At 63.8% G+C, this 22587-nt stretch carries 20 protein-coding genes; 12 read left to right on the forward strand and 8 right to left on the reverse strand.

Annotated elements, in window-relative coordinates; genetic code table 11:
• Positions 1-6 precede the first annotated feature (6 nt).
• Positions 7-1191, reverse strand: a complete 1185-nt coding sequence (locus RTH74_RS18315) for an amino acid ABC transporter permease (RefSeq protein ID WP_166432427.1) — start codon at positions 1189-1191, stop codon at positions 7-9.
• A gap of 239 nt (positions 1192-1430) precedes the next feature.
• Complete coding sequence (locus RTH74_RS18320; protein ID WP_179544147.1) at positions 1431-2459, reverse strand: amino acid ABC transporter substrate-binding protein; 1029 nt, start codon at positions 2457-2459, stop codon at positions 1431-1433.
• A gap of 477 nt (positions 2460-2936) precedes the next feature.
• Here RTH74_RS18320 and RTH74_RS18325 point away from each other — a divergent pair, with 477 nt between their 5' ends.
• The 6 genes from RTH74_RS18325 (at position 2937) to RTH74_RS18350 (ending at position 10638) form a co-directional block, all read left to right on the forward strand.
• Positions 2937-3596 (forward strand): alpha/beta hydrolase, encoded by a 660-nt coding sequence (locus RTH74_RS18325; RefSeq protein ID WP_316915576.1) that lies wholly within the window; start codon positions 2937-2939, stop codon positions 3594-3596.
• 24 nt (positions 3597-3620) lie between these two features.
• Positions 3621-5522 (forward strand): acyl-CoA synthetase, encoded by a 1902-nt coding sequence (locus tag RTH74_RS18330; protein ID WP_316915577.1) that lies wholly within the window; start codon positions 3621-3623, stop codon positions 5520-5522.
• A gap of 191 nt (positions 5523-5713) precedes the next feature.
• The gene (locus RTH74_RS18335) at positions 5714-6652 is read left to right on the forward strand and encodes a GGDEF domain-containing protein (protein ID WP_099526613.1); all 939 of its coding nucleotides are present in this window, start codon (positions 5714-5716) and stop codon (positions 6650-6652) included.
• A 62-nt stretch (positions 6653-6714) separates the two neighbouring features.
• Complete coding sequence (locus RTH74_RS18340) at positions 6715-7878, forward strand: membrane dipeptidase (RefSeq protein ID WP_316915578.1); 1164 nt, start codon at positions 6715-6717, stop codon at positions 7876-7878.
• A gap of 110 nt (positions 7879-7988) precedes the next feature.
• Positions 7989-9437 carry an ATP-dependent RNA helicase RhlB gene (rhlB, locus tag RTH74_RS18345; RefSeq protein WP_316915579.1) on the forward strand — a complete coding sequence of 483 codons (1449 nt, stop codon included), beginning with the start codon at positions 7989-7991 and terminating at the stop codon, positions 9435-9437.
• Between the two features lie 73 nt (positions 9438-9510).
• On the forward strand, positions 9511-10638 hold the full coding sequence (locus tag RTH74_RS18350) for an FAD-binding oxidoreductase (RefSeq protein ID WP_316915580.1): 1128 nt from the start codon (positions 9511-9513) through the stop codon (positions 10636-10638).
• A 15-nt stretch (positions 10639-10653) separates the two neighbouring features.
• On the opposite strand, the gene RTH74_RS18355 is transcribed toward RTH74_RS18350, so the two are convergent.
• From RTH74_RS18355 to RTH74_RS18375, 5 genes are all read right to left on the reverse strand, one after another.
• Positions 10654-11559 (reverse strand): hypothetical protein, encoded by a 906-nt coding sequence (locus RTH74_RS18355; protein WP_316915581.1) that lies wholly within the window; start codon positions 11557-11559, stop codon positions 10654-10656.
• A 3-nt stretch (positions 11560-11562) separates the two neighbouring features.
• Positions 11563-12132: a manganese efflux pump MntP gene (mntP, locus tag RTH74_RS18360; protein WP_125833707.1), complete on the reverse strand. Its 570-nt coding sequence runs from the start codon at positions 12130-12132 to the stop codon at positions 11563-11565.
• A 255-nt stretch (positions 12133-12387) separates the two neighbouring features.
• Positions 12388-12690: a hypothetical protein gene (locus tag RTH74_RS18365; RefSeq protein ID WP_099526619.1), complete on the reverse strand. Its 303-nt coding sequence runs from the start codon at positions 12688-12690 to the stop codon at positions 12388-12390.
• 63 nt (positions 12691-12753) lie between these two features.
• Complete coding sequence (locus RTH74_RS18370; protein WP_316915582.1) at positions 12754-13740, reverse strand: TerC family protein; 987 nt, start codon at positions 13738-13740, stop codon at positions 12754-12756.
• Positions 13741-13938: 198 nt separating this feature from the next.
• Entirely contained in the window at positions 13939-16302 is a 2364-nt protein-coding gene (locus RTH74_RS18375; protein WP_316915583.1) for a DNA polymerase II, read from the reverse strand.
• 149 nt (positions 16303-16451) lie between these two features.
• Between RTH74_RS18375 and RTH74_RS18380 the strand changes: the two genes are divergently transcribed.
• From RTH74_RS18380 to RTH74_RS18390, 3 genes are read left to right on the forward strand one after another with little or no spacing between them, the layout of a single operon-like run.
• Positions 16452-16880, forward strand: a complete 429-nt coding sequence (locus tag RTH74_RS18380) for a group II truncated hemoglobin (protein ID WP_179544137.1) — start codon at positions 16452-16454, stop codon at positions 16878-16880.
• Between the two features lies 1 nt (position 16881).
• Positions 16882-17220, forward strand: coding sequence for an FKBP-type peptidyl-prolyl cis-trans isomerase (locus RTH74_RS18385; RefSeq protein ID WP_316915584.1), 339 nt, complete (start codon positions 16882-16884; stop codon positions 17218-17220).
• Positions 17213-18142, forward strand: a complete 930-nt coding sequence (locus tag RTH74_RS18390; protein ID WP_316915585.1) for a class I SAM-dependent methyltransferase — start codon at positions 17213-17215, stop codon at positions 18140-18142. Before RTH74_RS18385 ends, RTH74_RS18390 begins: the two co-directional genes overlap by 8 nt.
• A gap of 65 nt (positions 18143-18207) precedes the next feature.
• Here RTH74_RS18390 and norR read toward each other — a convergent pair whose 3' ends face one another.
• Complete coding sequence (gene norR, locus RTH74_RS18395) at positions 18208-19758, reverse strand: nitric oxide reductase transcriptional regulator NorR (protein ID WP_316915586.1); 1551 nt, start codon at positions 19756-19758, stop codon at positions 18208-18210.
• Positions 19759-19950: 192 nt separating this feature from the next.
• Between norR and hmpA the strand changes: the two genes are divergently transcribed.
• Genes hmpA through RTH74_RS18410 form a run of 3 tightly spaced genes read left to right on the forward strand, consistent with a single transcriptional unit; the run spans position 19951 to position 22564 of the window.
• On the forward strand, positions 19951-21132 hold the full coding sequence (gene hmpA / locus RTH74_RS18400; protein ID WP_316915587.1) for an NO-inducible flavohemoprotein: 1182 nt from the start codon (positions 19951-19953) through the stop codon (positions 21130-21132).
• An 18-nt stretch (positions 21133-21150) separates the two neighbouring features.
• On the forward strand, positions 21151-21402 hold the full coding sequence (locus RTH74_RS18405; RefSeq protein ID WP_316915588.1) for a transmembrane sensor/regulator PpyR: 252 nt from the start codon (positions 21151-21153) through the stop codon (positions 21400-21402).
• Positions 21389-22564, forward strand: a complete 1176-nt coding sequence (locus RTH74_RS18410) for an NnrS family protein (protein WP_316915589.1) — start codon at positions 21389-21391, stop codon at positions 22562-22564. Before RTH74_RS18405 ends, RTH74_RS18410 begins: the two co-directional genes overlap by 14 nt.
• The last annotated feature ends 23 nt before the right edge of the window (positions 22565-22587 follow it).

Below are 22587 nucleotides of genomic sequence, written 5' to 3' on the forward strand. Positions count from 1 at the left end.
TGCTCCTTACCGCTCAGTCAGCGCGATGCGCTTGTTGTACCAGTTCATCAGCAGGGAAATGCTGATGCTGATCGCCAGGTACACGCTCATGGTGATGGCAATCACCTCGATGGCCTGGCCGGTCTGGTTGAGCACAGTGCCGGCGAACAGCGACACCATGTCCGGATAGCCGATACCGGCAGCCAGGGACGAGTTCTTCGCCAGGTTGAGGTACTGACTGGTCAGCGGCGGAATGATCACGCGCAGCGCCTGCGGGATGATCACCAGACGCAGAGTGACGCCCGGACGCAAACCCAGCGAGCGCGCGGCTTCGGTCTGACCATGGCTGACCGCCATGATCCCGGAGCGCACGTTCTCGGCGATGAATGCCGCGGTATAGATGGTCAATGCCAGAGTCAGCGCCATCAGCTCGGGGATCATCACCCAGCCGCCACGGAAGTTGAAACCGGTCAGCTCCGGCACACTCCACACCAGCGGATTGCCCGCGACCAGCGCGGTCAGGCCGGGAATCACCACGATCAGCGCCAGCGATGTCCACAGCAGCGGGAAGATCTGGCCGGTGGCTTCACGGCGTTTCTTGGCCCAGCGCCCGAGGGCGATGATGCCGACGATGGTCGCTAGCAGCACCACGGCGAACAGACCGAAGCTCTCCGAAGGGCTCGGCGCCGGCATGTACAGACCACGGCTGTTGAGGAAGAAGACTTCACCCACGTCCAGGCTTTGCCGAGGACCAGGCAGGGCAAGGAAGACCGCGAAATACCAGAAGAGGATCTGCAGCAACGGCGGAATGTTGCGGAAGATCTCGATGTAAACGGTGGCCAGCTTGCTGATCAGCCAGTTAGGCGACAGCCGCGCCACACCCAGCAGGAAGCCAAGGATGGAGGCCAGCACGATACCGATGAAAGACACCAGCAGGGTATTGAGCAAGCCCACCAGAAACACACGGGCGTAGCTGTCGCTTTCCGTGTAGTCGATCAGGTGCTGGGCAATACCGAAACCGGCGCTGTTATTGAGAAAAGCGAAGCCGGAAATGATCCCGCGCTTCTCCAGGTTGGCCTGGGTGTTCTGGAAGAGAAACCAGCCGAGCGCCACAACAGCGACAACGGCAATGATCTGGAAAGCCCAAGCGCGCACCTGCGGATCGTTCAGAAGCGATCCTCGCGGGCGCGGGGCATTAGCAGTCGTTTGCATAACAACCCTCATGGAAGCCCCGGCCGCACGCAAGCCGGCCGGAGTTCACGTAATCGGAAACGACAGCGGCAGGCTCCGAGAACCGGTCCATAGCCTGCTGCGCGTCGGGCCTGCTTCGTCAAAAACAGGCTCAGAATGCTCATTTACAACTCGTAAACTGCGCTTCTTCGCCTGTTTTTTCCTTGCATGCCTCTAGCTCGCAAGCCTATGAACAGATTCTCGCCTGCCGCTGTGGACGGTCAACGCACCGGCGGTGCGTACTGCAGACCACCCTTGTTCCACAGGGCGTTGAGACCACGCTCGATCTTCAGCTCGCTACCGGCACCAACGTTACGGTCGAAGGACTCGCCGTAGTTACCGACTTGCTTGACGATCTGTACTGCCCAGTCTTTCGGCAGCTTGAGGTCTTTACCGAATTCACCTTCAGTACCCAGCAGACGTGCTACGTCCGGATTCTTGGTGTCTTTGGCAGTGGCTTCGACGTTGGCCGAGGTCAAACCCAGCTCTTCGGCGTTGACCATGGCGAACAGGGTCCAGCGCACGATGTCGAACCACTCTTCGTCGCCCTGGCGCACGACCGGGCCCAGAGGTTCCTTGGAGATGACTTCCGGCAGCACGACATAGTCGTCCGGGTTGGCCAGTTTGATGCGCTGTGCGTACAGCTGCGACTGGTCGGAGGTCAGCACGTCGCAACGGCCAGCTTCGACCGACTTGGCGCTCTCGTCAGAGGTATCGTAGGTGATGGGGGTGTACTTCATGCCATTGGCACGGAAGTAGTCGGAGAGGTTCAGCTCGGTGGTGGTACCGGCCTGGATGCAGACGGTAGCCCCGTCCAGTTCCTTGGCGCTGGAAACGCCCAGCTTCTTGTTAACCAAAAAGCCCTGGCCGTCGTAGTAGTTGGTACCAGTGAAGTTCAGGCCCAGTGCGGCGTCGCGCGAGCTGGTCCAGGTGGTGTTACGCGACAGGATATCGACTTCGCCGGACTGCAGCGCAGTGAAGCGCTCCTTGGCGGTCAGCGGGCTGTAACGCACTTTGGTAGCGTCGCCGAATACAGCGGCGGCAACAGCGCGGCAGACGTCAACGTCCATACCCAGGTAGTTGCCTTTTTCATCGGCGTAGGAGAAGCCAGGCAGACCGTCGCTGATACCGCACTGCACGAAGCCTTTCTTCTGCACTGCATCCAGGGTGGCGCCTGCCTGAGCAAAGCCACTGACACCGAGCACAGCTGCGGTGGTCAGCACAGCCAGGGTGGATTTCACCATCTTCATCAAAAACCTCCAGTTGCTCTTGTTGTGTTGGAGTCTCCGTCCGCCTTCCCCACCCTTTTGAGGCACGCGATCCGCTGGCAGCAACGGTATCGACGAGAAGTTCGAACGTCAGGCGGGAGTCTAGTCGGCTTTACCCTCTGCTGGCCAACAGCCCCTACCCTGCCCATTGGTTGAACGGGCCAGAGACGGATCGTCATCCGTCTGAGCGATTGATCGCCCTGACGGTCTATTAGGAACCCCACACAGCAGATTCCTGCCTGTTGAGCGGTGCGCAGTGGCACAGTGTTACCGTTACCGCACCGCGTCGTCAGTTCAGATGAGCCTTAGCAAGCCCCGTACCAGCACATGGCAAATGGCCGGATATGGGAGGGTCAAGGGCAAAAGATTCACCCGTGCGACAACTTATTCACAGATTAGCCAAGCCTTGCACAGGGCGCCGCCCCAAATTAAGGCGCCCGCACCACACTGGAGCTACCAATGACCGCACCCATGATTTTGCAGCCCCCACAGGCCGCCAATGCAACCGTGATCTGGCTGCACGGGCTGGGGGCTGACCGCTATGATTTCCTGCCGGTCGCCGAGATGCTGCAAGAGCGCCTGCCCAGCACACGTTTCATCCTGCCGCAGGCGCCCACCCGCCCGGTGACCATCAACGGCGGCTGGAGCATGCCGAGCTGGTACGACATTCTCGCCATGACCCCGGCACGGGCCATCGACCAGGCGCAGCTGGAGGAATCCGCCGACCAGGTGATCGCCCTGATCGAGGCCGAGCGCGAAAGCGCCATCGCCCCTGAACGCATCGTCCTGGCGGGCTTCTCCCAGGGTGGCGCGGTGGTGCTGCACACCGCCTTCGTGCGCTATCTGCAACCCCTCGGCGGGGTACTGGCGCTGTCGACCTACGCGCCGACTTTCAGCGATGAGGTGCCCCTGGCGGATACAAAAAGACAACTGCCGGTGCTTTGTTTGCATGGCAGATTCGACGACGTGGTGACCCCAGACATGGGACGCGCCGCGTATGACCGCCTGCACGCCTGCGGGGTGCCGGTGCAATGGCGCGACTATCCGATGGCCCACGAAGTGCTACCGGAAGAGATTCGCGATATCGCCGAATGGTTGAGCCAATTGCTGGCAGACTGACCGAACCGAAGAGATGCACAATAAATGAGCACAGCGCCCCTCATTCGTACCCTGCAGGATATTCAACAGATCGAGAGCACGCCGCTGAGCGATCGCGGCCTGCCCGAGAACACCTTTGATCTGATCCGCCGCACGGCCCAGGCCAGTCCGCATGCACCAGCGCTGTCGTTCATCCTCCAGGGCACGGCCGAAGAAGCCCCGCTGCGCCTGAACTACACCGAGTTGCTCGGCAAAATCACCCAGACGGCCAACGCCTTCCATCGTCTGGGCCTGCGCCCGGGCAAGGCGGTGTCATTCCTGCTGCCCAACCTGCCGCAGACTCACTACACCATCTGGGGTGGTGAGGCAGCCGGCATCGTCAACGCGATCAACCCGCTGCTCGACGCCGAGCATATCGCCGAGCTGATCCACGCGTCGGACTCCGAACTGCTGGTGACCCTAGCGCCCTTCCCCGGTACCGACCTGTGGGACAAGGTCAACGCTCTGCGCGATCAACTGCCGGAGTTGAAAGCGATTCTCTGCGTGGACATGGCCAACCTGCTGCCGGAGCCACAGCGCAGCGCGCTCAAGGCCCAGCGCGGCCCGCTACCAGAGGGCGTGCTGGACTTCGACGAGACCATCGCCGCCTGCCCAGCCGATCATCTGGAAAGTGGCCGCGTGATCGCCGCCGACGACATCGCCAGCTACTTCCACACCGGTGGCACCACCGGCACGCCAAAACTGGCGCCGCACAGCCACGGCAACGAAGTGGCGATGGCCTACAGCATGAACCTGGTGACTCGCTTCGGCGTCGGCGACGTAACCCTCTGCGGCCTGCCGCTGTTTCACGTCAACGGCGTCATCGTCACCGGTCTGGCGGCCTTCATCGGCGGTGCCGAAGTGCTGCTGGCCACGCCTCAGGGCTATCGCAACACCACCTTGATCGGCAATTTCTGGAAGGTCATCGAGCGCCACAAGGTCAGTTTCTTCAGCGGTGTGCCCACCATTTATGCCGGCCTCCTGCAGATTCCTAGCGACGGCCATGACCTGTCCTCGCTGAAGTACGCCCTGTGCGGCGCTGCGCCCATGCCGGTGGAGCTGATTCGCCAGTTCGAAGCCAAGACAGGCCTGACCCTGCTCGAAGGCTATGGCCTGACCGAGGGCACCTGCGGCAGCAGCGCCAACCCTCCAGCCGGCGAGCGCCGCCCCGGCTCGATCGGCCTGCCCATGCCCTACTGCGAAGTGCGCATCAAGGTACTCGACGAGCAAGGGCAGTATCTGCGCGAAGCCGCGCCCAACGAAATCGGCAACCTGTGCATCCGCGGCGCCACGGTATTCAAGGGCTATCTGCAGGCGAGCAAGAACGCCGGTATCTGGGTCGATGGCGACTGGTTCAATACCGGTGACCTCGGCCGCGTCGATGCCGACGGCTACATCTGGCTGACCGGCCGCAGCAAGGACCTGATCATCCGCGGCGGCCACAACATCGACCCGCAGATGATCGAGGAAGCGCTGCACAAACACCCGGCAGTGGCCATGGCCGCTGCAGTGGGCAAGCCAGACGAGAAGGCCGGCGAACTGCCGGTGGTCTACGTCCAGCTCAAACCCGGTGCACAGGCCAGCGAAGTCGAATTGCTGGAGCATGCCGCCGCCCATATTCCCGAGCGCGCCGCTGTACCCAAGGACGCCTGGATCATCGATGCCATTCCGCTCACCGCGGTGGGCAAGACCTTCAAACCAGCGCTGCGCTTCGATGCCATCGCCCGGGTTTACCAGGCGGCTGTCGATGAGTTGCACCCGGCTGCTCGGGTCGAAGTCCTGAGCGATGACAAGGCAGGTCAACTGGCCCACATTCACCTGCCGAATCAGGATCAGGCACTGGCTGAGGCCATCGGCGAACGCCTGTCTGGCTACGCGGTGGGCCATCGTATCCACTTCGCAGCGTGATCCAGAGCGCGCAAGGACGCGCGCCAGTTAACAGCTTTGCACTTTCGTGCAACCACTGGTCGGCCGAGCCACTGGCAGACGTTGCCACGCCTGGAGCCCGGGAATAATGTCGGACGCTATTCGTAGACACGACAGGGAGCGTTGGTGGTGCCCTCAGGCCTATTCGCCCGGCCAGGCCCGACGAGATCGCAATGAAACCGGCGCACTGGCAGGCAGACCTGCAACAAGTTCAGCATCTGCGACTATTTCAGAATGTCGCGACCAGCAGCCTGGATCAGTTGCTGCAGGAGTTTCGCGCGTGCGAGTTGGAAGCCGGCGAAGTGTTGCTCTCCCCCTTCAATCGCAACCAGTACCTCTATCTGCTGATCGAGGGCCAGTTGCGTGTCTATCTCGGCTCACTGGACAACCAGGCCGTGAGCGCCCTCGAAGTCGGCGACTGCGCTGGTGAAATCAGTTTCATCGACAACGAACACCCCTCCGCCTACGTCGTAGCCGAGCGCCCCTCCACGGTGCTGCGCCTGCATCGCGAATCGCTGGTCGCACTGTTTCAGCAATCACCGCAGATGATGCAGAACCTGCTGGAGCTGCTCTGTGAGCGTGTGCGCCAGGGCAACCGGCAGATTCTCGACAGCGAGCAGAATGCCAATGTCGATACCCTCACCGGTTGCTTCAACCGACGCTGGCTGGAGCACGTCTTCGAACGCGAAAGCACCCGCTGCGCCTTCAACGACGACCCCATCTCGCTGCTGATGCTCGATGTCGACCACTTCAAGGCCTACAACGACCAGCACGGTCACCTTGCAGGGGACTACGCCCTGTGCATGGTGGCGCACACCTTGCGCAGCCAGTTGCGGCCCAAGGACAGCCTGATACGGTTCGGAGGCGAGGAGTTCGTCATTCTCCTGCCGGAGATCTGTGCCGAGGCTGCACGTAGTATCGGCGAACGCCTGCGCCTCAGCCTGGAGCATATCGCCTCTTTCTACTCGCCAGTCGGCGTTCTGCCGGGCGTTACCATCTCCATTGGCCTGGCGCAGATGCAGCATCAGGACAGCCTGCAGGGCCTGATCGCGCGTGCAGACGCCGCGCTGTACCAGGCCAAGCAACAGGGGCGCAACTGCCTCAGCGGCTGACACCGCGCGTCGCGCTTCCCTGCTAGAGTGGCGCACATAACAACACGCCTGGATGGCTTCTCATGCGCAAACTGCTGATCGCTGTGCTTCTGCTCGCCCCCCTTTCCGCCCTCGCCGTTCTGGGCCTGCCCCAGGTACTCGACGCACAGATGAACAGCGTGGCCAGCCCGCCACCCTATCCGGCCAGCGCCAGCGCGCAGAAGCTGCACCAAGGGCTGTTCGTCGCCGACCTGCACGACGACGCCCTGCTCTGGGAGCGCGACCTGCTCAAGCGCTACGACTACGGCCACTCCGACCTGCCACGCATGCTCGAAGGGCGTCTCGGCCTGCAGGTGTTCTCCACCGTGACCAAGACCCCGCGCGGCCTGAACATGGAGAGCAACGCCGCCGACAGCGACAACATCACCCTGCTGGCCATGGCCCAGCGCTGGCCACGTGAAACCTGGAGCAGCCTGCTGCAGCGCGCCCTGTACCAGGCGCAGAAACTCAAGGACGCCAGCGCCGGCAGCGATGGGCGCCTGGTGCTGATCCGCACCCGCGCGGACCTGGCGAACTTCGTCGATGCCTGGGAAAAGGACCCGCGCCGCGTCGCCGGCCTGCTCGCCACCGAAGGCCTGCAACCTATCGAGGGCAAGCTGGATAACATCGACGTGCTGTATGACGCGGGTTTCCGCATCGCCGGCCTGACTCACTTCTTCGACAACGAAGTCGGCGGCTCGGCCCATGGCCTGGCAAAAGGCGGGCTGACCCCACTGGGGCGCCAGGTCATCACGCGCCTGGAAGAAAAATCCATGCTGGTGGACCTGGCCCACGCCTCGCGCCCACTGATCGACGATGTACTGGCCATGGCCAAGCGCCCGGTGCTGGTCTCGCACACCGGCGTCGAGGGCACCTGCGCCGGCACCCGCAACCTCAGCGACAAGCACCTGCAGGCCATCGCCGCCACCGGCGGGGTGATCGGCATCGGCTACTGGAGCACCGCCGTTTGCGACACCTCGGTCGCCGCCATCGTCAAAGCCATCCGCTACGCGGCGGACAAGGTCGGTGTCGAGCACGTCGCCCTGGGCTCGGACTTCAATGGCACCGTACACACCCCGTTCGACGTCACCGGCCTGGCGCAGATTACCGAGGGACTGCAAGCCGCCGGCTTCGACAATGACGCCATTGCCGCGATCATGGGCGGCAATGTACAGCGCCTGCTGCTGGCCAGCCTGCCGGAGAAATGAGGTGCTGGGCACACGGTCCTCTTGACAGACGCGAGCGAAGCACTTCGCCACGCCCGCGTCTTGCATTACACTGGCGGGCGTTCACTCCTTAACCAGTCGATGAGAAGCCCGTGCTCAAAGCACTCAAGAAAATGTTCGGTAAAGCCGAAGACGAGCAGCCACAACCAGCGCCGTCATCCGTAGCAGCGCCTGCCCAGAGCGGTGACGCAGAGCAGAAGCGCCCACGCAAGAACAAGCCCGCCCGCCCTGCCAGCGAGAGCGCAGGCGATAGCCCGGCGCCGCAACAATCCCGCCCGCCGAAGGCCGACAAACCGCGCCGCGAGCGCCCAACCAAGCCAGTCGACACCTGGAAGCTGGAAGATTTCGTGGTCGAGCCGGCCGAAGGCAAGACCCGTTTCCATGACTTCAAGCTCGCCCCCGAGCTGATGCACGCCATTCACGACCTCGGTTTCCCCTACTGCACGCCGATCCAGGCTGGCGTACTGGGCTACACCCTCAAGGGTCAGGACGCCATCGGCCGTGCCCAGACCGGCACCGGCAAAACCGCGGCGTTCCTCATCTCGATCATCACCCAGCTGCTGCAGACCCCGGCGCCGAAAGAGCGCTACATGGGCGAGCCTCGCGCGCTGATCATCGCGCCGACCCGCGAACTGGTGGTGCAGATCGCCAAGGACGCCGCCGAGCTGACCAAATACACCGGCCTCAACGTCATGCAATTCGTCGGTGGCATGGACTTCGACAAGCAGCTCAAGCAGCTGGAATCGCGCTTCTGCGACATCCTCGTGGCCACGCCAGGCCGCCTGCTGGACTTCAACCAGCGCGGCGAAGTGCACCTGGACATGGTCGAGGTGATGGTGCTGGACGAAGCCGACCGCATGCTCGATATGGGCTTCATCCCGCAGGTGCGCCAGATCATCCGCCAAACGCCGATGAAAGGTGACCGCCAGACCCTGCTGTTCTCCGCCACCTTCACCGACGACGTGATGAACCTGGCCAAGCAGTGGACTGTCAACCCGGCCATCGTCGAGATCGAGCCAGAGAACGTCGCCAGCGACACCGTCGAGCAGCACGTCTACGCCGTAGCCTCGGCTGACAAGTACAAACTGCTGTACAACCTGATCAGCCAGAACGACTGGACGCGGGTCATGGTCTTCGCCAACCGCAAGGACGAAGTCCGGCGCATCGAAGAGCGCCTGACCCGCGACGGCATCAGCGCCGTGCAGATGTCCGGCGACATTCCGCAGCACAAGCGTATCCGCGCACTGGAAGGCTTCCGCGAAGGCAAGATCCGCGTCATGGTCGCCACCGACGTCGCCGGCCGTGGCATCCACGTCGATGCCATCAGCCACGTGATCAACTTCACCCTGCCGGAAGACCCGGACGACTACGTGCACCGCATCGGCCGCACCGGCCGCGCCGGCACCAGCGGCACCTCGATCAGCTTCGCCGGTGAGGACGACGCCTTCGCCCTGCCGCCAATCGAAGAGCTGATCGGCCGCAAGATCCAGTGCGAGATGCCGCCGGACGAGTTGCTCAAGCCGGTGCCGCGCAAGCACTGATAAGGCCGAAGCAGAACAAAGGCGAAGCCCTCCAGCTTCGCCTTTTTCATTTGACTCCGTTGATCGATACGCCATGCAACACTACGACTACCTCATCATCGGCGCCGGTATTGCTGGCGCCTCTACCGGCTACTTTCTCGCCAGCAATGGCAAGACGGTGCTGCTCGAACGCGAGGCGCAGCCCGGCTACCACTCCACTGGCCGTTCAGCCGCGCTCTACACCGTGGCCTACGGCACGCCACAGGTCCGCGCACTGACCGCCGCCAGCCGTGCCTTTTACGATGCCCCGCCAGCCGGCTTCGCCGAGCACCCGCTACTCACGCCACGTGGCGAGTTAGTGGTGGATTTCAGCGGTGACGCGGCCGAGTTGCAGCGCCAGTACGAGCAGGCCCGTGAGCATGTTGCAGAGGCTCGCCTGCTCAGTGCTGACGAGGCCTGCGCGCTGGTTCCGGTGTTGCGCCGGGAGCTGGTGCGTGGCGCACTGTTTGACCCCAGCGCCGCTGATATCGACACCGCAGCGCTACACCAAGGATATCTGCGCGGCATCCGCCAACAGGGCGGGGAGATTCATTGCCAGCGCGAGGTCATCAGCATCAGCCGCCTCGCCGACGGCTGGCAGGTGGATTGCGCCGGGCAGAGCTATCGCGCGAGCGTATTGATCAATGCCGCCGGTGCCTGGTGTGACGAGATCGCAGGCTTGGCCGGCCTGCCCGGCATCGGGTTAAAGCCCAAGCGCCGCGCCGCCTTCACCTTCAACGGCCCGACAGGCATCGACTGCCAGCACTGGCCGGCAATGGTGAGCCTGGACGAATCGTTCTACTTCAAGCCTGATGCCGGCCTGCTGCTCGGTTCACCAGCCAATGCCGACCCGGTGGCGCCGCATGACGTACAGCCTGAAGAGCTGGATATCGCCCTGGGCATCCACCAGATCGAAACCCATACCACGCTGCAGATTCATCGTCCGGCGCACACCTGGGCCGGCCTGCGCAGCTTCGTCGTCGATGGCGATCTGGTCGGCGGTTTCGACACCCAGGCCGACGACTTCTTCTGGGTGGCAGCGCAAGGCGGCTATGGCATCCAGACCAGCGCCGCCATGGGCCAAGCCTGCGCTGCCTTGATTCGCCGGCAGCCGCTGCCGCCGCGCCTTGCAGAAGCAGGCCTGAATGCGGCTCTGCTCAGTCCTAGACGTCTGCTCGGTTAAGCCGTCAGCCGGGCCTCAACCGCCCTGCCGGTCGCTGGCAATCTCGGTTTTTTTGAGGCCGCCTGCCGATCTCACCACGCTCAATTCCAGCACTCGATCACGCCCACCTTCGGCGATCAGGTAACGACCATCGTCCAAGGGCAGGATCGCTTGCGGCGCCTTGAGGAACGACAACACGGTGGTCTGCTCGCCCTGGGCGTCGACCAGCAGCAGGCGGGCGCGATGGGTCGAGTCCTCGCTGATCCACAGGCCCTGCTCGTCGCACAGCAGGAAGGTCGGGTTGCGCAGGCCATCGATCACTACCGGGTCGCGGCCGTCCTCGCGCAGCTCGCGAATCACACCGGTTTCCTTTTCGCTATAGAGCATGCGGCCGTCGGTGCAGCGAGTGATCGACTCGGTCTCCGAGAGGTTGTCACGCACCACGCTGAGCTGCTGGTCGTCCCAGCGATAGCGCCATAGCCGACCGTTACCCTTGCGGTCCTCGATGGCATAGAGGTAGTGACCGTCATCCCACAGCCCCTGCACCTGATCGCCCGCGAACAGCTCGGAAACACGCTTGCCCTGCAGGAAGCTGACCGGCTTGTCGCCCGACTCCTGACTGAACACCAGGCCGCCACGGGCGCTGAGTAGGCCATCGGGCTTGGACAGGCCTTCGACCACCACTTCGCGGTCACCGTCGGGCTGCATCAACAGGATGCTGCCGCGGCCATCCTGCAGTTCCTGGCTGACCAGAATCCCGCCATCCGCTGCTCGCGCCAGCCCGGCCGCCTTCTGCACGTCGTCGTAGGCAACGCGGTACGACCAGCCGCTGGCGGCCTGCACCGGAAAGAAGTACTGCCAGGCGAAAAACATCAGGGCGGCGGCGACCAGCGCGGCAGCCGCCAGAAGTGCGCTTTTCAGCAAACACAGGGACATGTTCATGTTTCACAGACTCGCAAAGTGTTCGTAGAGAATCGTCGCGCCAACCAGCATCAGCACTACACCGCCGACGATCTCGGCACGCTTGCCGACCAGTTGGCCCAGCATACGACCAAGCAACATGCCCAATGTCACCATCAGGGTGGTGGCCAGACCGATACAAAGTGCTGCGACCAGAATGTTCACCTCGACGAAGGCCAGGCTCACGCCAACGGCCAGGGCGTCGATGCTGGTGGCCACGGCAGTGACGGCCAGCACCCAGAAGGAATGGCGCGAGGGTTTATCTTCAGGCGCATCGTCATCGGCGCTGAGCCCGGCATGGATCATGTGCACACCGAGCCCGACCAGCAGCACGAAGGCGATCCAGTGATCCCATTCGAGGACGAAACGGCTGGCCGCCTGGCCGATCAGCCAGCCGATGATCGGCGTGATGGCTTCGATGGTGCCGAAGATCAACCCAGCGCGCAGGGCTTCGGCAAAGCGTGGCTTGTGCAGGCCAGAGCCCTTGCCGATGGCTGCGGCGAAGGCATCCGTCGACATGGCGAACGATAGAAGAAGCAGCGAGAGAGGATTCAAGGGAAACTCCAGCCGGGCCTGAGTCAACGACAAGCCACTGCGCGCCCGACCTGGCACAGGACTGTCGTTGGTCTCACCAATCCCAGCGGATGCGTTGGCCACGGCAGGTTGCCGAGAATGTTGACCAACACGCCGACGCTAGCGCGACGGCAGGCTACTCCCCAAAGAGGCGCGCAGGATAAACCCAAGCACGCCGGGGCGGAAGTGGCGGCGCCCAGCAACCGCTCAGCGGTAGCCTGCGCCACCGACCAGGCATCAGGTTTCGACGCCCTGCTCGAGCGGTTTCTCGGGCTCCACCTGCGGCGTCTCGGCGCCCTGCTCTTTCTCCTTGTCGTCCTTGCCAAGTGCTCGGTTAGTGGACTCCTGCAGGGAGTCCACCTGGCGGTTGACCTCATCGACCACCTCGCCGACCGAGTCACTGATCAGCGCCTGCGCTTCCTTCTTCGCCTCTTCGGCGAGCTTCTGCGCGGACTGCTCGGCGGCGTCGCAGCCCGCCAGGGCGATCAGTGCCAGGCCAAGTGCGGCAGGCGCCAAGCGGTGTTTCCAAGGGTTTTGCATCAGGTTTCTCCAGTGTCGAAGGCCCGGCCACACACGGGGCGTAGACGGGCAAAAGCTTATCCGTCAGATCTTGGCGGGCGGCTGGCCGCGGGTCTTGTACAGCGACAACAGCACACCGCCGATCAACAAGCCCAGGGTCACACTGAGGGACACCACCGCCGGGATCTTGCCGATGATGCCAACCAGGAAGATCTTCGCGCCGATGAACACCAGCACCAGAGCCAGTGCGTACTTCAGGTAGGCGAAGCGGTGGATCAGCGCAGCCAGGGCAAAGTACAGGGCACGCAGGCCGAGGATGGCGAAGATGTTCGAGGTGTAGACGATGAACGGGTCCTGGGTGATGGCGAAGATCGCCGGCACGCTGTCAATGGCAAACACCAGGTCGGCACACTCGATCATGATCAGCGCCAGGAACAGCGGCGTCACCCACAGCACGCTGCGTCCCTTGCCATCGTCCTGGCGCACGAAGAAGCGTTGGCCATGCAGCTCATCGGTCACGCGCAGATGCTTGCGCAGGAACTTCACCAGCACGTTGTTCTGCAAGTCCGGCGCATCGTCGAGCTTGGAAAACAGCATCTTGATGCCGGTGAAGAACAGGAAGGCACCGAACACATAGAGGATCCAGCTGAACTCATGAATCAGCGCCGCACCCAGTCCGATCATGATCGCGCGAAGCACCAGCACACCCATGATTCCCCAGAACAGCACCTTATGCTGGTACTGCCTTGGGATGGCGAGGAAGCTGAAGATCATGGCCATGAGAAACACGTTGTCCATCGACAGCGATTTCTCGATCAGAAAGCCGGTGAGGTAATCCATGCTGGCGTCGCCGCCCTTCTGGAAGAACACCCAGACACCGAACAGCAGACCCGCAGTGATGTAGCCGGCGGACAGCAACAGGCTCTCGCGCACGCCGATCTCGCGATTATCGCGATGCAGCACGCCAAGGTCGAAGGCAAGCAGGGAGATGACGACAGCAATGAAGACCAGCCACAACCAGGTGGCCGTGCCGAGGAAGTCGGCGAAGAGGAACGGTTCTAGGGCAGTCATGAGCCCCTCCTACAGTCAGATTGAACAGACTGTGATTCCGACATCGCGGTATTAACCGCCAGAGGGGCCCGGCATCACGGGCGCCAATATATTCAGGCCGCGAGCGCCGCTCAACGGGGCGAATTTTACAAGGTATTTCAAGGCGATTAGCCCGTCTCTCGGCGCGGATGGCCTGCCCAGAGCGGCCGCCAGCGGATTTCAGAACAGCCCGAGCTGCCCGTCCACCAGGCGTTCGAACTCTCCGCCGACGAACGGCAGGATGGCATCGGCCACTGGTTTCAGCTGGCGGCTGATGTAGTGCTCGTAGTCCACCGGTGACAGCAGGCGCTCCAAGGGCTGTGGCCCGCCAGTGGTGATCAGGTAGCTGATCCAGCCGCCGCGCTGGTATTGCAGGGGCCGGCCCAGGCGCTGGTTGTGCTCGTCGGCCAGGCGCGCGGCGCGCACATGCGGCGGCACGTTGCGCTGGTAGTCGTCGAGGCGTCGGCGCAGGCGCTTGCGATACACCAGCAACTCGTCCAGCTCACCGGCCAGGGTGCGTTTGACGTAGTCGCGCACATAGTCCTCATAAGGCTGGCCAGCGAATACCAGGCGGTACAGCTCCTGCTGAAAGCGCTGGGCCAGCGGCGACCAATCGGTGCGTACCGTTTCCAGGCCCTTGAACACCATGCGTTCGCTGCCGTCGGCGCCGAGCACCAGGCCGGCGTAGCGCTTCTTGCTGCCCTCCTCGGTGCCGCGAATGGTGGGCATGAGAAAGCGCCGGTAATGGGTCTCGAATTGCAGTTCCAGGGCGCTGGTCAGGCCGTATTCCTTCTGCAGATGCTCACGCCACCAGGTATTCACACGGGCCACCAGCGCACGGCCGATGCGCGTTGCCTCCTCCTCGTCATGAGCACGGCCGAGCCAGACGAAGGTGGAGTCGGTGTCGCCGTAGATCACCGCATGGCCTTCGGCTTCGATCAGCTCGCGGGTACGCTTCATGATCTGGTGCCCGCGCAGGGTGATGGACGAAGCCAGACGCGGGTCGAAGAAGCGGCAGCCATTGGAGCCAAGCACGCCGTAGAAGGCGTTCATGATGATCTTCAGCGCCTGCGACAGCGCCGCATTGCCCTCGCGCTTGGCCGCCTCACGGCCCTGCCAGACGCGCTCGACGATGGCCGGTAGGCAATGCCGGGTGCGCGAGAAGCGCGCGCCGCGAAAGCCCTCAACCGAGTGTTCGTCATCCGGCTGGTGCAAGCCTTCGACCAGACCCAGCGGGTCGATCAGAAAGCTGCGGATGATCGACGGATACAGGCTCTTGTAGTCCAGCACCAGCACCGAATCGTAGAGGCCGGGGCGCGAGTCCATGACGAAGCCGCCAGGGCTGTTCTCGCCACGAATATCGCCGAGGTTCGGCGCGACGTAGCCCAGGCGGTGCATGGGCGGCAGGTACAAGTGGGTGAAGGCCGCCACCGAGCCGCCGCTGCGGTCGGCCGCCAGGCCGGTGACGCTGGAGCGCTCCAGCAGGAAGGCGAGCAGATCGGTGTGGGCAAAGATGCGCGTGACCAGCTCGCAATCCTTGAGGTTGTATAGGGCCAGCGCCGGCTTGTCCTCGTCGTACATACGCTGGATCTCATCCATCCGCGCATAGGGCGTGTCGATGGCCTTGCCCTCGCCGAGCAACGTCTGCGCCACCGATTCCAGGCTGAACGAGGAGAAACTCCAGGTCGCCGAACGCAGCGCCTCGATGCCGTCGATGATCAGCCGCCCGGCCGCCTCGGCGAAATAGTGCTGGCTGCTGTTGTGCTGGCGCCAGCCCATCACGTCGCCGCCACGCCCCAGCAGCAGCGGCACCTTGAGTTGCTCGGCGTGATCGCGCAGCACGCGCAGGTCGAACTGCACCAGGTTCCAGCCGATGATGGCGTCCGGATCGTGCCGCTGCAGCCATTCATTCAGGCGTTCGAGCAGCACCTTGCGGCTGTCGCAGTACTCCAGGTCGAAGTCGACGATGCTGGCGTCGCCATTGACCGGACCGAGCATGTACACCTGGCGCTGACCGCAGCCTTCCAGGGCAATGGAATACAGCTCGCCACGGGCACTGGTCTCGATATCCAGCGATACCAGGCGCAGCGTCGGGCGGTAATCGACGGCGGGTTTGAGCGACTTGCACAACAGGCTGCCGTCCGGCTGCTCGATGCCATCGAACAGCACGCTGGCGGTGATGAAGCGCTCCATCAGGTAACGATCCGGCGGGCGAATATCGGCCTCGTACACATCCACGCCGACCTGACGCAGCTTCTTCTCCAACTGCAGCAACTGGCGGTACTGGCGGCAGTACAGACCCAGCACCGGGCGACGCTTGAAATCACGCAAGGCCAGCTCGCGCAACTCGACGCCCTTCTCATTACCCAGCAACGGCTCGGCCCAGGCACGCTGCTCGGCCGGGATGAAGGCGACCACGTCCTGGCACGGCAGGCGCACCTGGCGCGGGCCAGCATCGGTCGCCAGCCAGAAGGCCACTTCGGTGCCCTCCGGCGTGTCGCGCCAATGGCGGCTGAGCACGAAGCCTTGCTGGGGTTGCGTCATCATCGTTTCAGGCAAGCACGATCAGCTCCCTCTCCCATAAATGGGAGAGGGGAGAAAACAACCTCTGCAGTTGCCCATTACCTCGAACCAAACTGGCCGAGCATTCTACGCCAGCGGTTACAATGGCGCCTTTTCCGCGGAACAACGCGATGAGCGAAACACCTCCCTACGGCACCGGCGATGCCTCCTACCAGGCCGCTGGCGGTATCGACGGCCTGCGCCGCCTGGTCGACGACTTCTACCGGCTGATGGACGAACGCCCCGAGGCCACCGCCCTGCGCGCCCTGCACCCAGCCGACCTGAGCGCCTCACGCGACAAGCTGGCGTGCTTTCTCAGTGGCTGGCTAGGCGGGCCGCGCCTGTTCGCCGAAAAATACGGCAGCATCAGCATCCCCGCCTTCCATGCGCAGTGGCCAATCGACCAGGCGCTGGCGGAAAGCTGGCTGAGCTGCATGGCCGGCGCCATCGCCCTGCAGAACTATGCACCGGCCTTCGCCGATTACCTGCTGACCCAGTTGCGCGTCCCCGCCGAACGCTCGGTACAGGCCAGCCAAAACCGTCACCGCAAGGAAACCTGACATGACTGACCAACTGATCATCGAAGACCTGCAACCCGGCAACGGCAAGGCCGTGGTCAAGGGCGCCCTGATCACCACCCAATATCGCGGCTGGCTGGCTGATGGCAGCGAGTTCGACTCGTCCTGGTCGCGCGGCAAGCCGTTCCAGTGCGTGATAGGCACTGGCCGGGTGATCAAGGGCTGGGATCAGGGCCTGATGGGCATGCAGGTCGGCGGCAAGCGCAAGCTGCAGGTGCCGGCGCATCTGGGTTATGGCGAGCGCAGCATGGGCGCGATTCCGCCCAACTCCGACCTGACCTTCGAAATCGAGCTGCTGGAAGTGCTGACCCGCGATGACTGACACGCCACTCGCCGTCCTGCGCGAGCACCTGCTGCAGGCACTGGAAAACCACCCTGGCACCGAAACACGCCGCCTGTTCCATGGCCGTGGCCGCTGCTGGCCAGGACTGGAGCAGATCACCGTCGACTGGTTGTCCAGCATGGTGCTGGTGATGCTGTTCCGCGAGCCGTCGCCGGCGCTTCGACCGCTGTTCATGGAACTGCTGGAGACGCCGCAATGGCAGGCCAGCGGTGCGCGCGGCCTGCTGCTGCAGCACCGCTATGTACACGGCAGCGAGAGCGAATGGTTGGCCGGCGAGCCGCAGGCGCAATGGCCCATCATCGAGGATAGCCTCCACTACCTGCTCGACCTGGGCAGCAAGCAGAACAGCGGGCTGTTCCTCGATATGCGCCTGGGCCGCCAGTGGGTGCGCGAGCAGGCCGCCGGCAAGCGCGTGCTCAACCTGTTCGCCTACACCTGCGGCTTCTCCATCGCGGCCATCGCTGGCGGTGCCGCGCATGTGGTCAATCTGGATATGGCGCGCGCCGCACTGACCCGTGGCCGCGACAACCATCGCCTCAATCAGCACGACCTGAGCCAGGTGGAGTTTCTCGGTCACGAGCTGTTCAAGTCCTGGGGCAAGGTGCGCAAGAGCGGCCCGTATGACCTGATCATCATCGACCCGCCGAGCTTCCAGAAAGGCAGCTTCGCCCTCACCCAGGATTACGCCAAGATTCTCCGGCGCCTGCCTGAGCTGCTGACCGAGCACGGCACCGTGCTGGCCTGCGTCAACGATCCGGATATCGGCCCGGATTTCATCATCGACGGCATGGCCGCCGAAGCGCCGCAATTGCGCTTCGTCGAGCGCCTGGATAATCCGCCGGAGTTCCCCGATATCTCGCCCGAGAGGGGTTTGAAAGCGCTGGTGTTCCAGCAGGGATAAACCTGTGGGAGGGGCTTTAGCCGCGACGTGAACAGATCGCGGCTAAAGCCCCTCCTACAATCCGGTTAGCGAATGCCCAGCCGCCTGGCCAAGCGGCTGAGGTTGGCGCGATCCACCCCCAACTCCCGCGCCGCATCGGCCCACTTGCCCTGATGGCGCGCCAGGCACTGTTCGATCAACTGGCGCTGAAAAGCGTCCACTGCCGTGCGCAGCTCCACACCTTCCGGCACCGGCTCGCCGGACGCCAACACGGCCTCGACGGCTGCACTCGCCTCACTACTCGGCAAGTCCAGATCCTGCATATCCAGGCTGAGAATGCGCGGTCGCTCGCCATGGCGCGCCAGCGCCTTGATCGCCGCGCGGCCGATCAGGTGCTCCAGCTCGCGCACGTTGCCTGGCCAGTCGTGGCCCAGCAGCGCCTTCTGCGCCTCGGCACTCAGACGTAGGCTGCGCAGCCCGAGCCGGGCGCGGTTCTCTTCGAGGAAGTAGCCGGCCAGCAACAGCACATCGCGGCCGCGCTCACGCAGCGGCGGCACCGGCAACGGGTAGACGCTCAGGCGGTGATAGAGATCGGCGCGAAACCGTCCGGCACGCACTTCGGCCGCCAGATCGCGGTTAGTGGCGGCGATCACTCGCACATCGACGCGATGCTCGCGATCCGAGCCAACCCGTTGCAACTGGCCGCTTTGCAGCACGCGCAGCAACTTGGCCTGGATAGCCAGCGGCAGCTCGCCCACCTCGTCGAGGAACAGGCTGCCGCCATCGGCCAGCTCGAACTTGCCGCTGCGCTCGCTCATCGCCCCGGAAAAGGCGCCACGCACGTGGCCGAACAGCTCGCTCTCCACCAATGCATCGGGCAATGCCGCGCAGTTGATGCTGACCAGCGGCCGCTGCGCACGCGGCGAAGCGGCGTGGATGGCTTCGGCCACCAGTTCCTTGCCGACGCCGGTTTCGCCGGTGATCAGCACGGTCAGCGGACTGTCGCCAACCAGGCGGATTTCGTCCTGCAGCTTGCGCAGCGCCGCACTCTGCCCCACCAGCTCGCGCGGTTGCTGACGCGCCTGCTTGTAAAGCTCGGTGAGCTGGCGCTCGGCCTCGACCCGCTGCGCCAGGCCGCTGATACGCTGGCTGACCTTGACCGTGGCCGCAGCCAAGCTGGCAAAGGCGTCGAGGCTGTCCAGATCGAGCCGGCCGAAGCTGGCTGGATCAAGCGAATCCAGGGTCAGCAGCCCCCAGAGCTGTTCGTCCAAGTACAGCGGGCAACCGAGGCAATCGTGCACTTCCAGGTGGCCATGCAACCCCTCTACCAGTCCGTCGTAGGGGTCAGGCAGGCCGCAATCAGCAGCGAAACGGGTCGGCCCGGCGTGCTCCAGCAACGCAGCCAGGCGCGGATGCTCGCTGACCTTGAAACGTCGTCCCAGGGTATCGGGGCTCAGCCCCTCGACCGCCAGGGGCACCAGAATTTCGCCGTCTAGCCGCAGCAGCGCCACGGCATCGCAAGGGAACAACTGGCGCAAGGCTGCGAGCAGTCGGCGATAACGCTCGCCATCGTCCAGCTCGCGAGACAGATCGGCGACCAGGGGAATAAGAGTTTCCAGCAGAGGATTAGCGGTCATTTCGACTACTCAAAGTCTTTATGACCCACGAACAGAGCGAGTCATTAAAACAACAATAAAAGCAAGCAACTGATATTTAAGGATTATTTATCTGGCACGCTTACTGATAGGTATCTACCGCTAACGCTAGCACGCCACAACTGGCCATACGAGCCACACCGGCGTCTTTATTTGCCCTGCGGAGATAGCCTAATGCTGACCAACGCTCAACGTGACCTGATCAAAGCCACCGTGCCTCTGCTGGAAAGCGGCGGCGAAGCGCTCACCACCCATTTCTACCGGATGATGCTCAGTGAGTACCCCGAGGTGCGCCCGCTATTCAACCAGGCGCACCAGGCCAGCGGCGACCAGCCACGTGCCCTGGCTAACGGCGTGCTGATGTACGCGCGCCATATCGACAAACTCGAAGCCCTCGGCCCGCTGGTACGCCAGGTGGTAAACAAGCACGTCGCCCTGCAGATTCTCCCCGAGCACTACCCAATCGTCGGCAGTTGCTTGCTGCGCGCAATCCGCGAAGTGCTGGGCGCCGAGATCGCCACCGATGCAGTGATCGATGCCTGGGCCGTGGCCTACCAGCAACTGGCCGATATCTTTATCGGTGCCGAGGAACAACTCTATCAGGACAACGCCAGCGCGCCTGGCGGCTGGCGTGGCGCGCGAGCCTTCCGCGTGGTGCGCAAGGTCGTCGAGAGCGCCGAGATCACCTCCTTCCACCTGGCACCGGTTAATGGCGGCGCGCTGCTCGATTACCAGCCCGGCCAGTACATTGGCATGCGCCTGCTGCTGGACGGCGAAGAGGTACGCCGCAACTACTCGCTGTCGGCCCTGGCCAACGGCCGTGAGTACCGCATCAGCGTCAAGCGCGAGCCTGGCGGCCGTGTGTCCAACCATCTGCATGACGAGGTTCAGGTTGGCGATGTGCTGGACCTGTTCCCGCCCGCAGGCGAGTTCACCCTGAGCGAGTCGGACAAGCCGCTGGCCCTGATCAGCGCCGGCGTCGGCATCACCCCGGCCCTGGCCATGCTCGACGCCGCGCGACACAGTGGCCGGCCGATCCATTTCATCCACTGCGCGCGCAATGCCGAAGTGCATGCCTTCCGCGACTGGGTCGACGCCCATGCCGCCGAGCATCCGCAGATTCGCCATTACGTCTGTTACAGCGAACCACGCGAGGGCGATGCAGCCGACGCTACCGGTTTGCTGAGCCGCGATCTGCTGGCGCAATGGCTGCCGGCGGATCGCGATCTGGACGCCTACTTCCTCGGCCCGAAACCGTTCATGGCTCAGGTCAAACGCCACCTGCAGGCGTTGGGCGTACCGGACGAGCAGAGCCGTTACGAATTCTTCGGCCCGGCTTCCGCCCTGGATAGTTGATCGATGAGGAGGTGACACATGTACCCGCTGAACCTTCCACCCGCGCACATTCTGCACCTGTCCAGCCAACTGCTCTGGAGTGGTCTTTTTCTGCTGCTTCTGGGACTGCTGGCGGCCTATGGCCTGGAACGCTACCTGAACGTGCCGACACTGGTGCTGGCGCACAGCCTGACGCTGATCGGCCCGAGCCTGCTGAAGATCGGCTATGTGCTGCGCCTGATCGCGCAGGAGCGTCTGAAAGAAAGGGGCGGTGTTCATGCAATTGCTTGATCGCAAACAGGCACTGAGCATCCCGCCGGTATGGCGCCTAGGCTTTCGCCCGTTCTTTGCCGCCGGCGCCCTGTTCGCCCTGCTCGCCGTCGCCCTCTGGGCGGCGGCGCTGCACGGGCTGACGAACCCTGCGGTGCCCGGTGGCATGCTGGCCTGGCATCGCCACGAAATGCCCTTTGGTTTCGGCCTGGCGATCATCGCCGGCTTCCTGCTCACTGCCGTGCAGACCTGGACAGGCAGTCCGGGTCTCAGCGGCCGCCCACTGATCGCGCTGTTCGGGCTGTGGTTGGCCGCGCGTCTGGTGTGGTTCTTCCCCGTTCCGCTGGCTCTGCTGGTCGTGCTGCAGTTGGCCTTTATCGGGCTGTTTATTGCGCAGATGGCGCGCCAATTGATCGCCGCCCGGCAACGCAACAACTACCCAATCCTGCTGGTGCTGAGCCTGCTCGCGCTGTGCCAGTCCTTCACTCTCGCCGGCCTGGTGCTGGGCGACGATGGCCTGCAACGCCGTGGCGCACTGGCCGCACTGTGGCTGATTGCAGTCATGCTGAGCCTGATCGGTGGTCGCGTGATTCCCTTCTTCACCCAACGCGGCCTGGGTCGGGTCGAGGCCTTTGCCGCCTATCCCTGGCAGGATCGTCTACTGCTGGCCTGCGGCGTGCTGGTCGCCGCACTGTTCGCCAGCGGGCATAACCTGCAGGCAACCCCTTGGCTGGCTGCGCCCTTCATCCTGCTGAGCGGGCTGCATGGCCTGCGCCTGTGGCGCTGGCATCTGCGCGGCATCTGGGGCGTGCCGCTGCTGTGGTCGCTGCACCTGGGCTACGCCTGGCTGCTGGTCGCCAGCCTCGGCATGGCCGCCTGGCACCTGGGCTGGCTGGCGCAACCCAGCCTGGCCAGCCATGCGCTGGCGGTGGGCGCGATGGGCGGGCTGATCCTGGCGATGATGGCGCGTGTCAGCCTCGGCCATACCGGCCGCGCGTTGCAGCCGCCCAAGGCGATGGCCTGGGCCTTCGGACTGCTCAACCTGGGCGCGCTGATTCGGGTCTCAGCGGGTAGCAGTGGATTATGGCTCGCGGCGCTCTTCTGGGGCGCAGCCTTCGCCCTGTTCGCCTGGCATTACGCGCCGATACTGTGTCGGGCGCGGGCGGATGGGCATCCGGGGTGATTCCTGGTGCGCACGGCGCACCC

Origin of the sequence: Pseudomonas sp. zfem001, assembly GCF_032621725.1 — a bacterium.
GTDB classification, from domain to species: Bacteria; Pseudomonadota; Gammaproteobacteria; order Pseudomonadales; family Pseudomonadaceae; genus Aquipseudomonas; species Aquipseudomonas sediminis.

Bases quoted from the DNA above. Each gene is read 5' to 3' on its own strand.
- RTH74_RS18315 (WP_166432427.1), bottom strand. From the start codon at position 1,191: ATGCAAACGACTGCTAATGCCCCGCGCCCGCGAGGATCGCTTCTGAAC.
- RTH74_RS18320 (WP_179544147.1), bottom strand. From the start codon at position 2,459: ATGAAGATGGTGAAATCCACCCTGGCTGTGCTGACCACCGCAGCTGTG.
- RTH74_RS18325 (WP_316915576.1), top strand. From the start codon at position 2,937: ATGACCGCACCCATGATTTTGCAGCCCCCACAGGCCGCCAATGCAACC.
- RTH74_RS18330 (WP_316915577.1), top strand. From the start codon at position 3,621: ATGAGCACAGCGCCCCTCATTCGTACCCTGCAGGATATTCAACAGATC.
- RTH74_RS18335 (WP_099526613.1), top strand. From the start codon at position 5,714: ATGAAACCGGCGCACTGGCAGGCAGACCTGCAACAAGTTCAGCATCTG.
- RTH74_RS18340 (WP_316915578.1), top strand. From the start codon at position 6,715: ATGCGCAAACTGCTGATCGCTGTGCTTCTGCTCGCCCCCCTTTCCGCC.
- RTH74_RS18350 (WP_316915580.1), top strand. From the start codon at position 9,511: ATGCAACACTACGACTACCTCATCATCGGCGCCGGTATTGCTGGCGCC.
- RTH74_RS18355 (WP_316915581.1), bottom strand. From the start codon at position 11,559: ATGAACATGTCCCTGTGTTTGCTGAAAAGCGCACTTCTGGCGGCTGCC.
- RTH74_RS18365 (WP_099526619.1), bottom strand. From the start codon at position 12,690: ATGCAAAACCCTTGGAAACACCGCTTGGCGCCTGCCGCACTTGGCCTG.
- RTH74_RS18370 (WP_316915582.1), bottom strand. From the start codon at position 13,740: ATGACTGCCCTAGAACCGTTCCTCTTCGCCGACTTCCTCGGCACGGCC.
- RTH74_RS18375 (WP_316915583.1), bottom strand. From the start codon at position 16,302: ATGACGCAACCCCAGCAAGGCTTCGTGCTCAGCCGCCATTGGCGCGAC.
- RTH74_RS18380 (WP_179544137.1), top strand. From the start codon at position 16,452: ATGAGCGAAACACCTCCCTACGGCACCGGCGATGCCTCCTACCAGGCC.
- RTH74_RS18385 (WP_316915584.1), top strand. From the start codon at position 16,882: ATGACTGACCAACTGATCATCGAAGACCTGCAACCCGGCAACGGCAAG.
- RTH74_RS18390 (WP_316915585.1), top strand. From the start codon at position 17,213: ATGACTGACACGCCACTCGCCGTCCTGCGCGAGCACCTGCTGCAGGCA.
- norR (WP_316915586.1), bottom strand. From the start codon at position 19,758: ATGACCGCTAATCCTCTGCTGGAAACTCTTATTCCCCTGGTCGCCGAT.
- hmpA (WP_316915587.1), top strand. From the start codon at position 19,951: ATGCTGACCAACGCTCAACGTGACCTGATCAAAGCCACCGTGCCTCTG.
- RTH74_RS18405 (WP_316915588.1), top strand. From the start codon at position 21,151: ATGTACCCGCTGAACCTTCCACCCGCGCACATTCTGCACCTGTCCAGC.
- RTH74_RS18410 (WP_316915589.1), top strand. From the start codon at position 21,389: ATGCAATTGCTTGATCGCAAACAGGCACTGAGCATCCCGCCGGTATGG.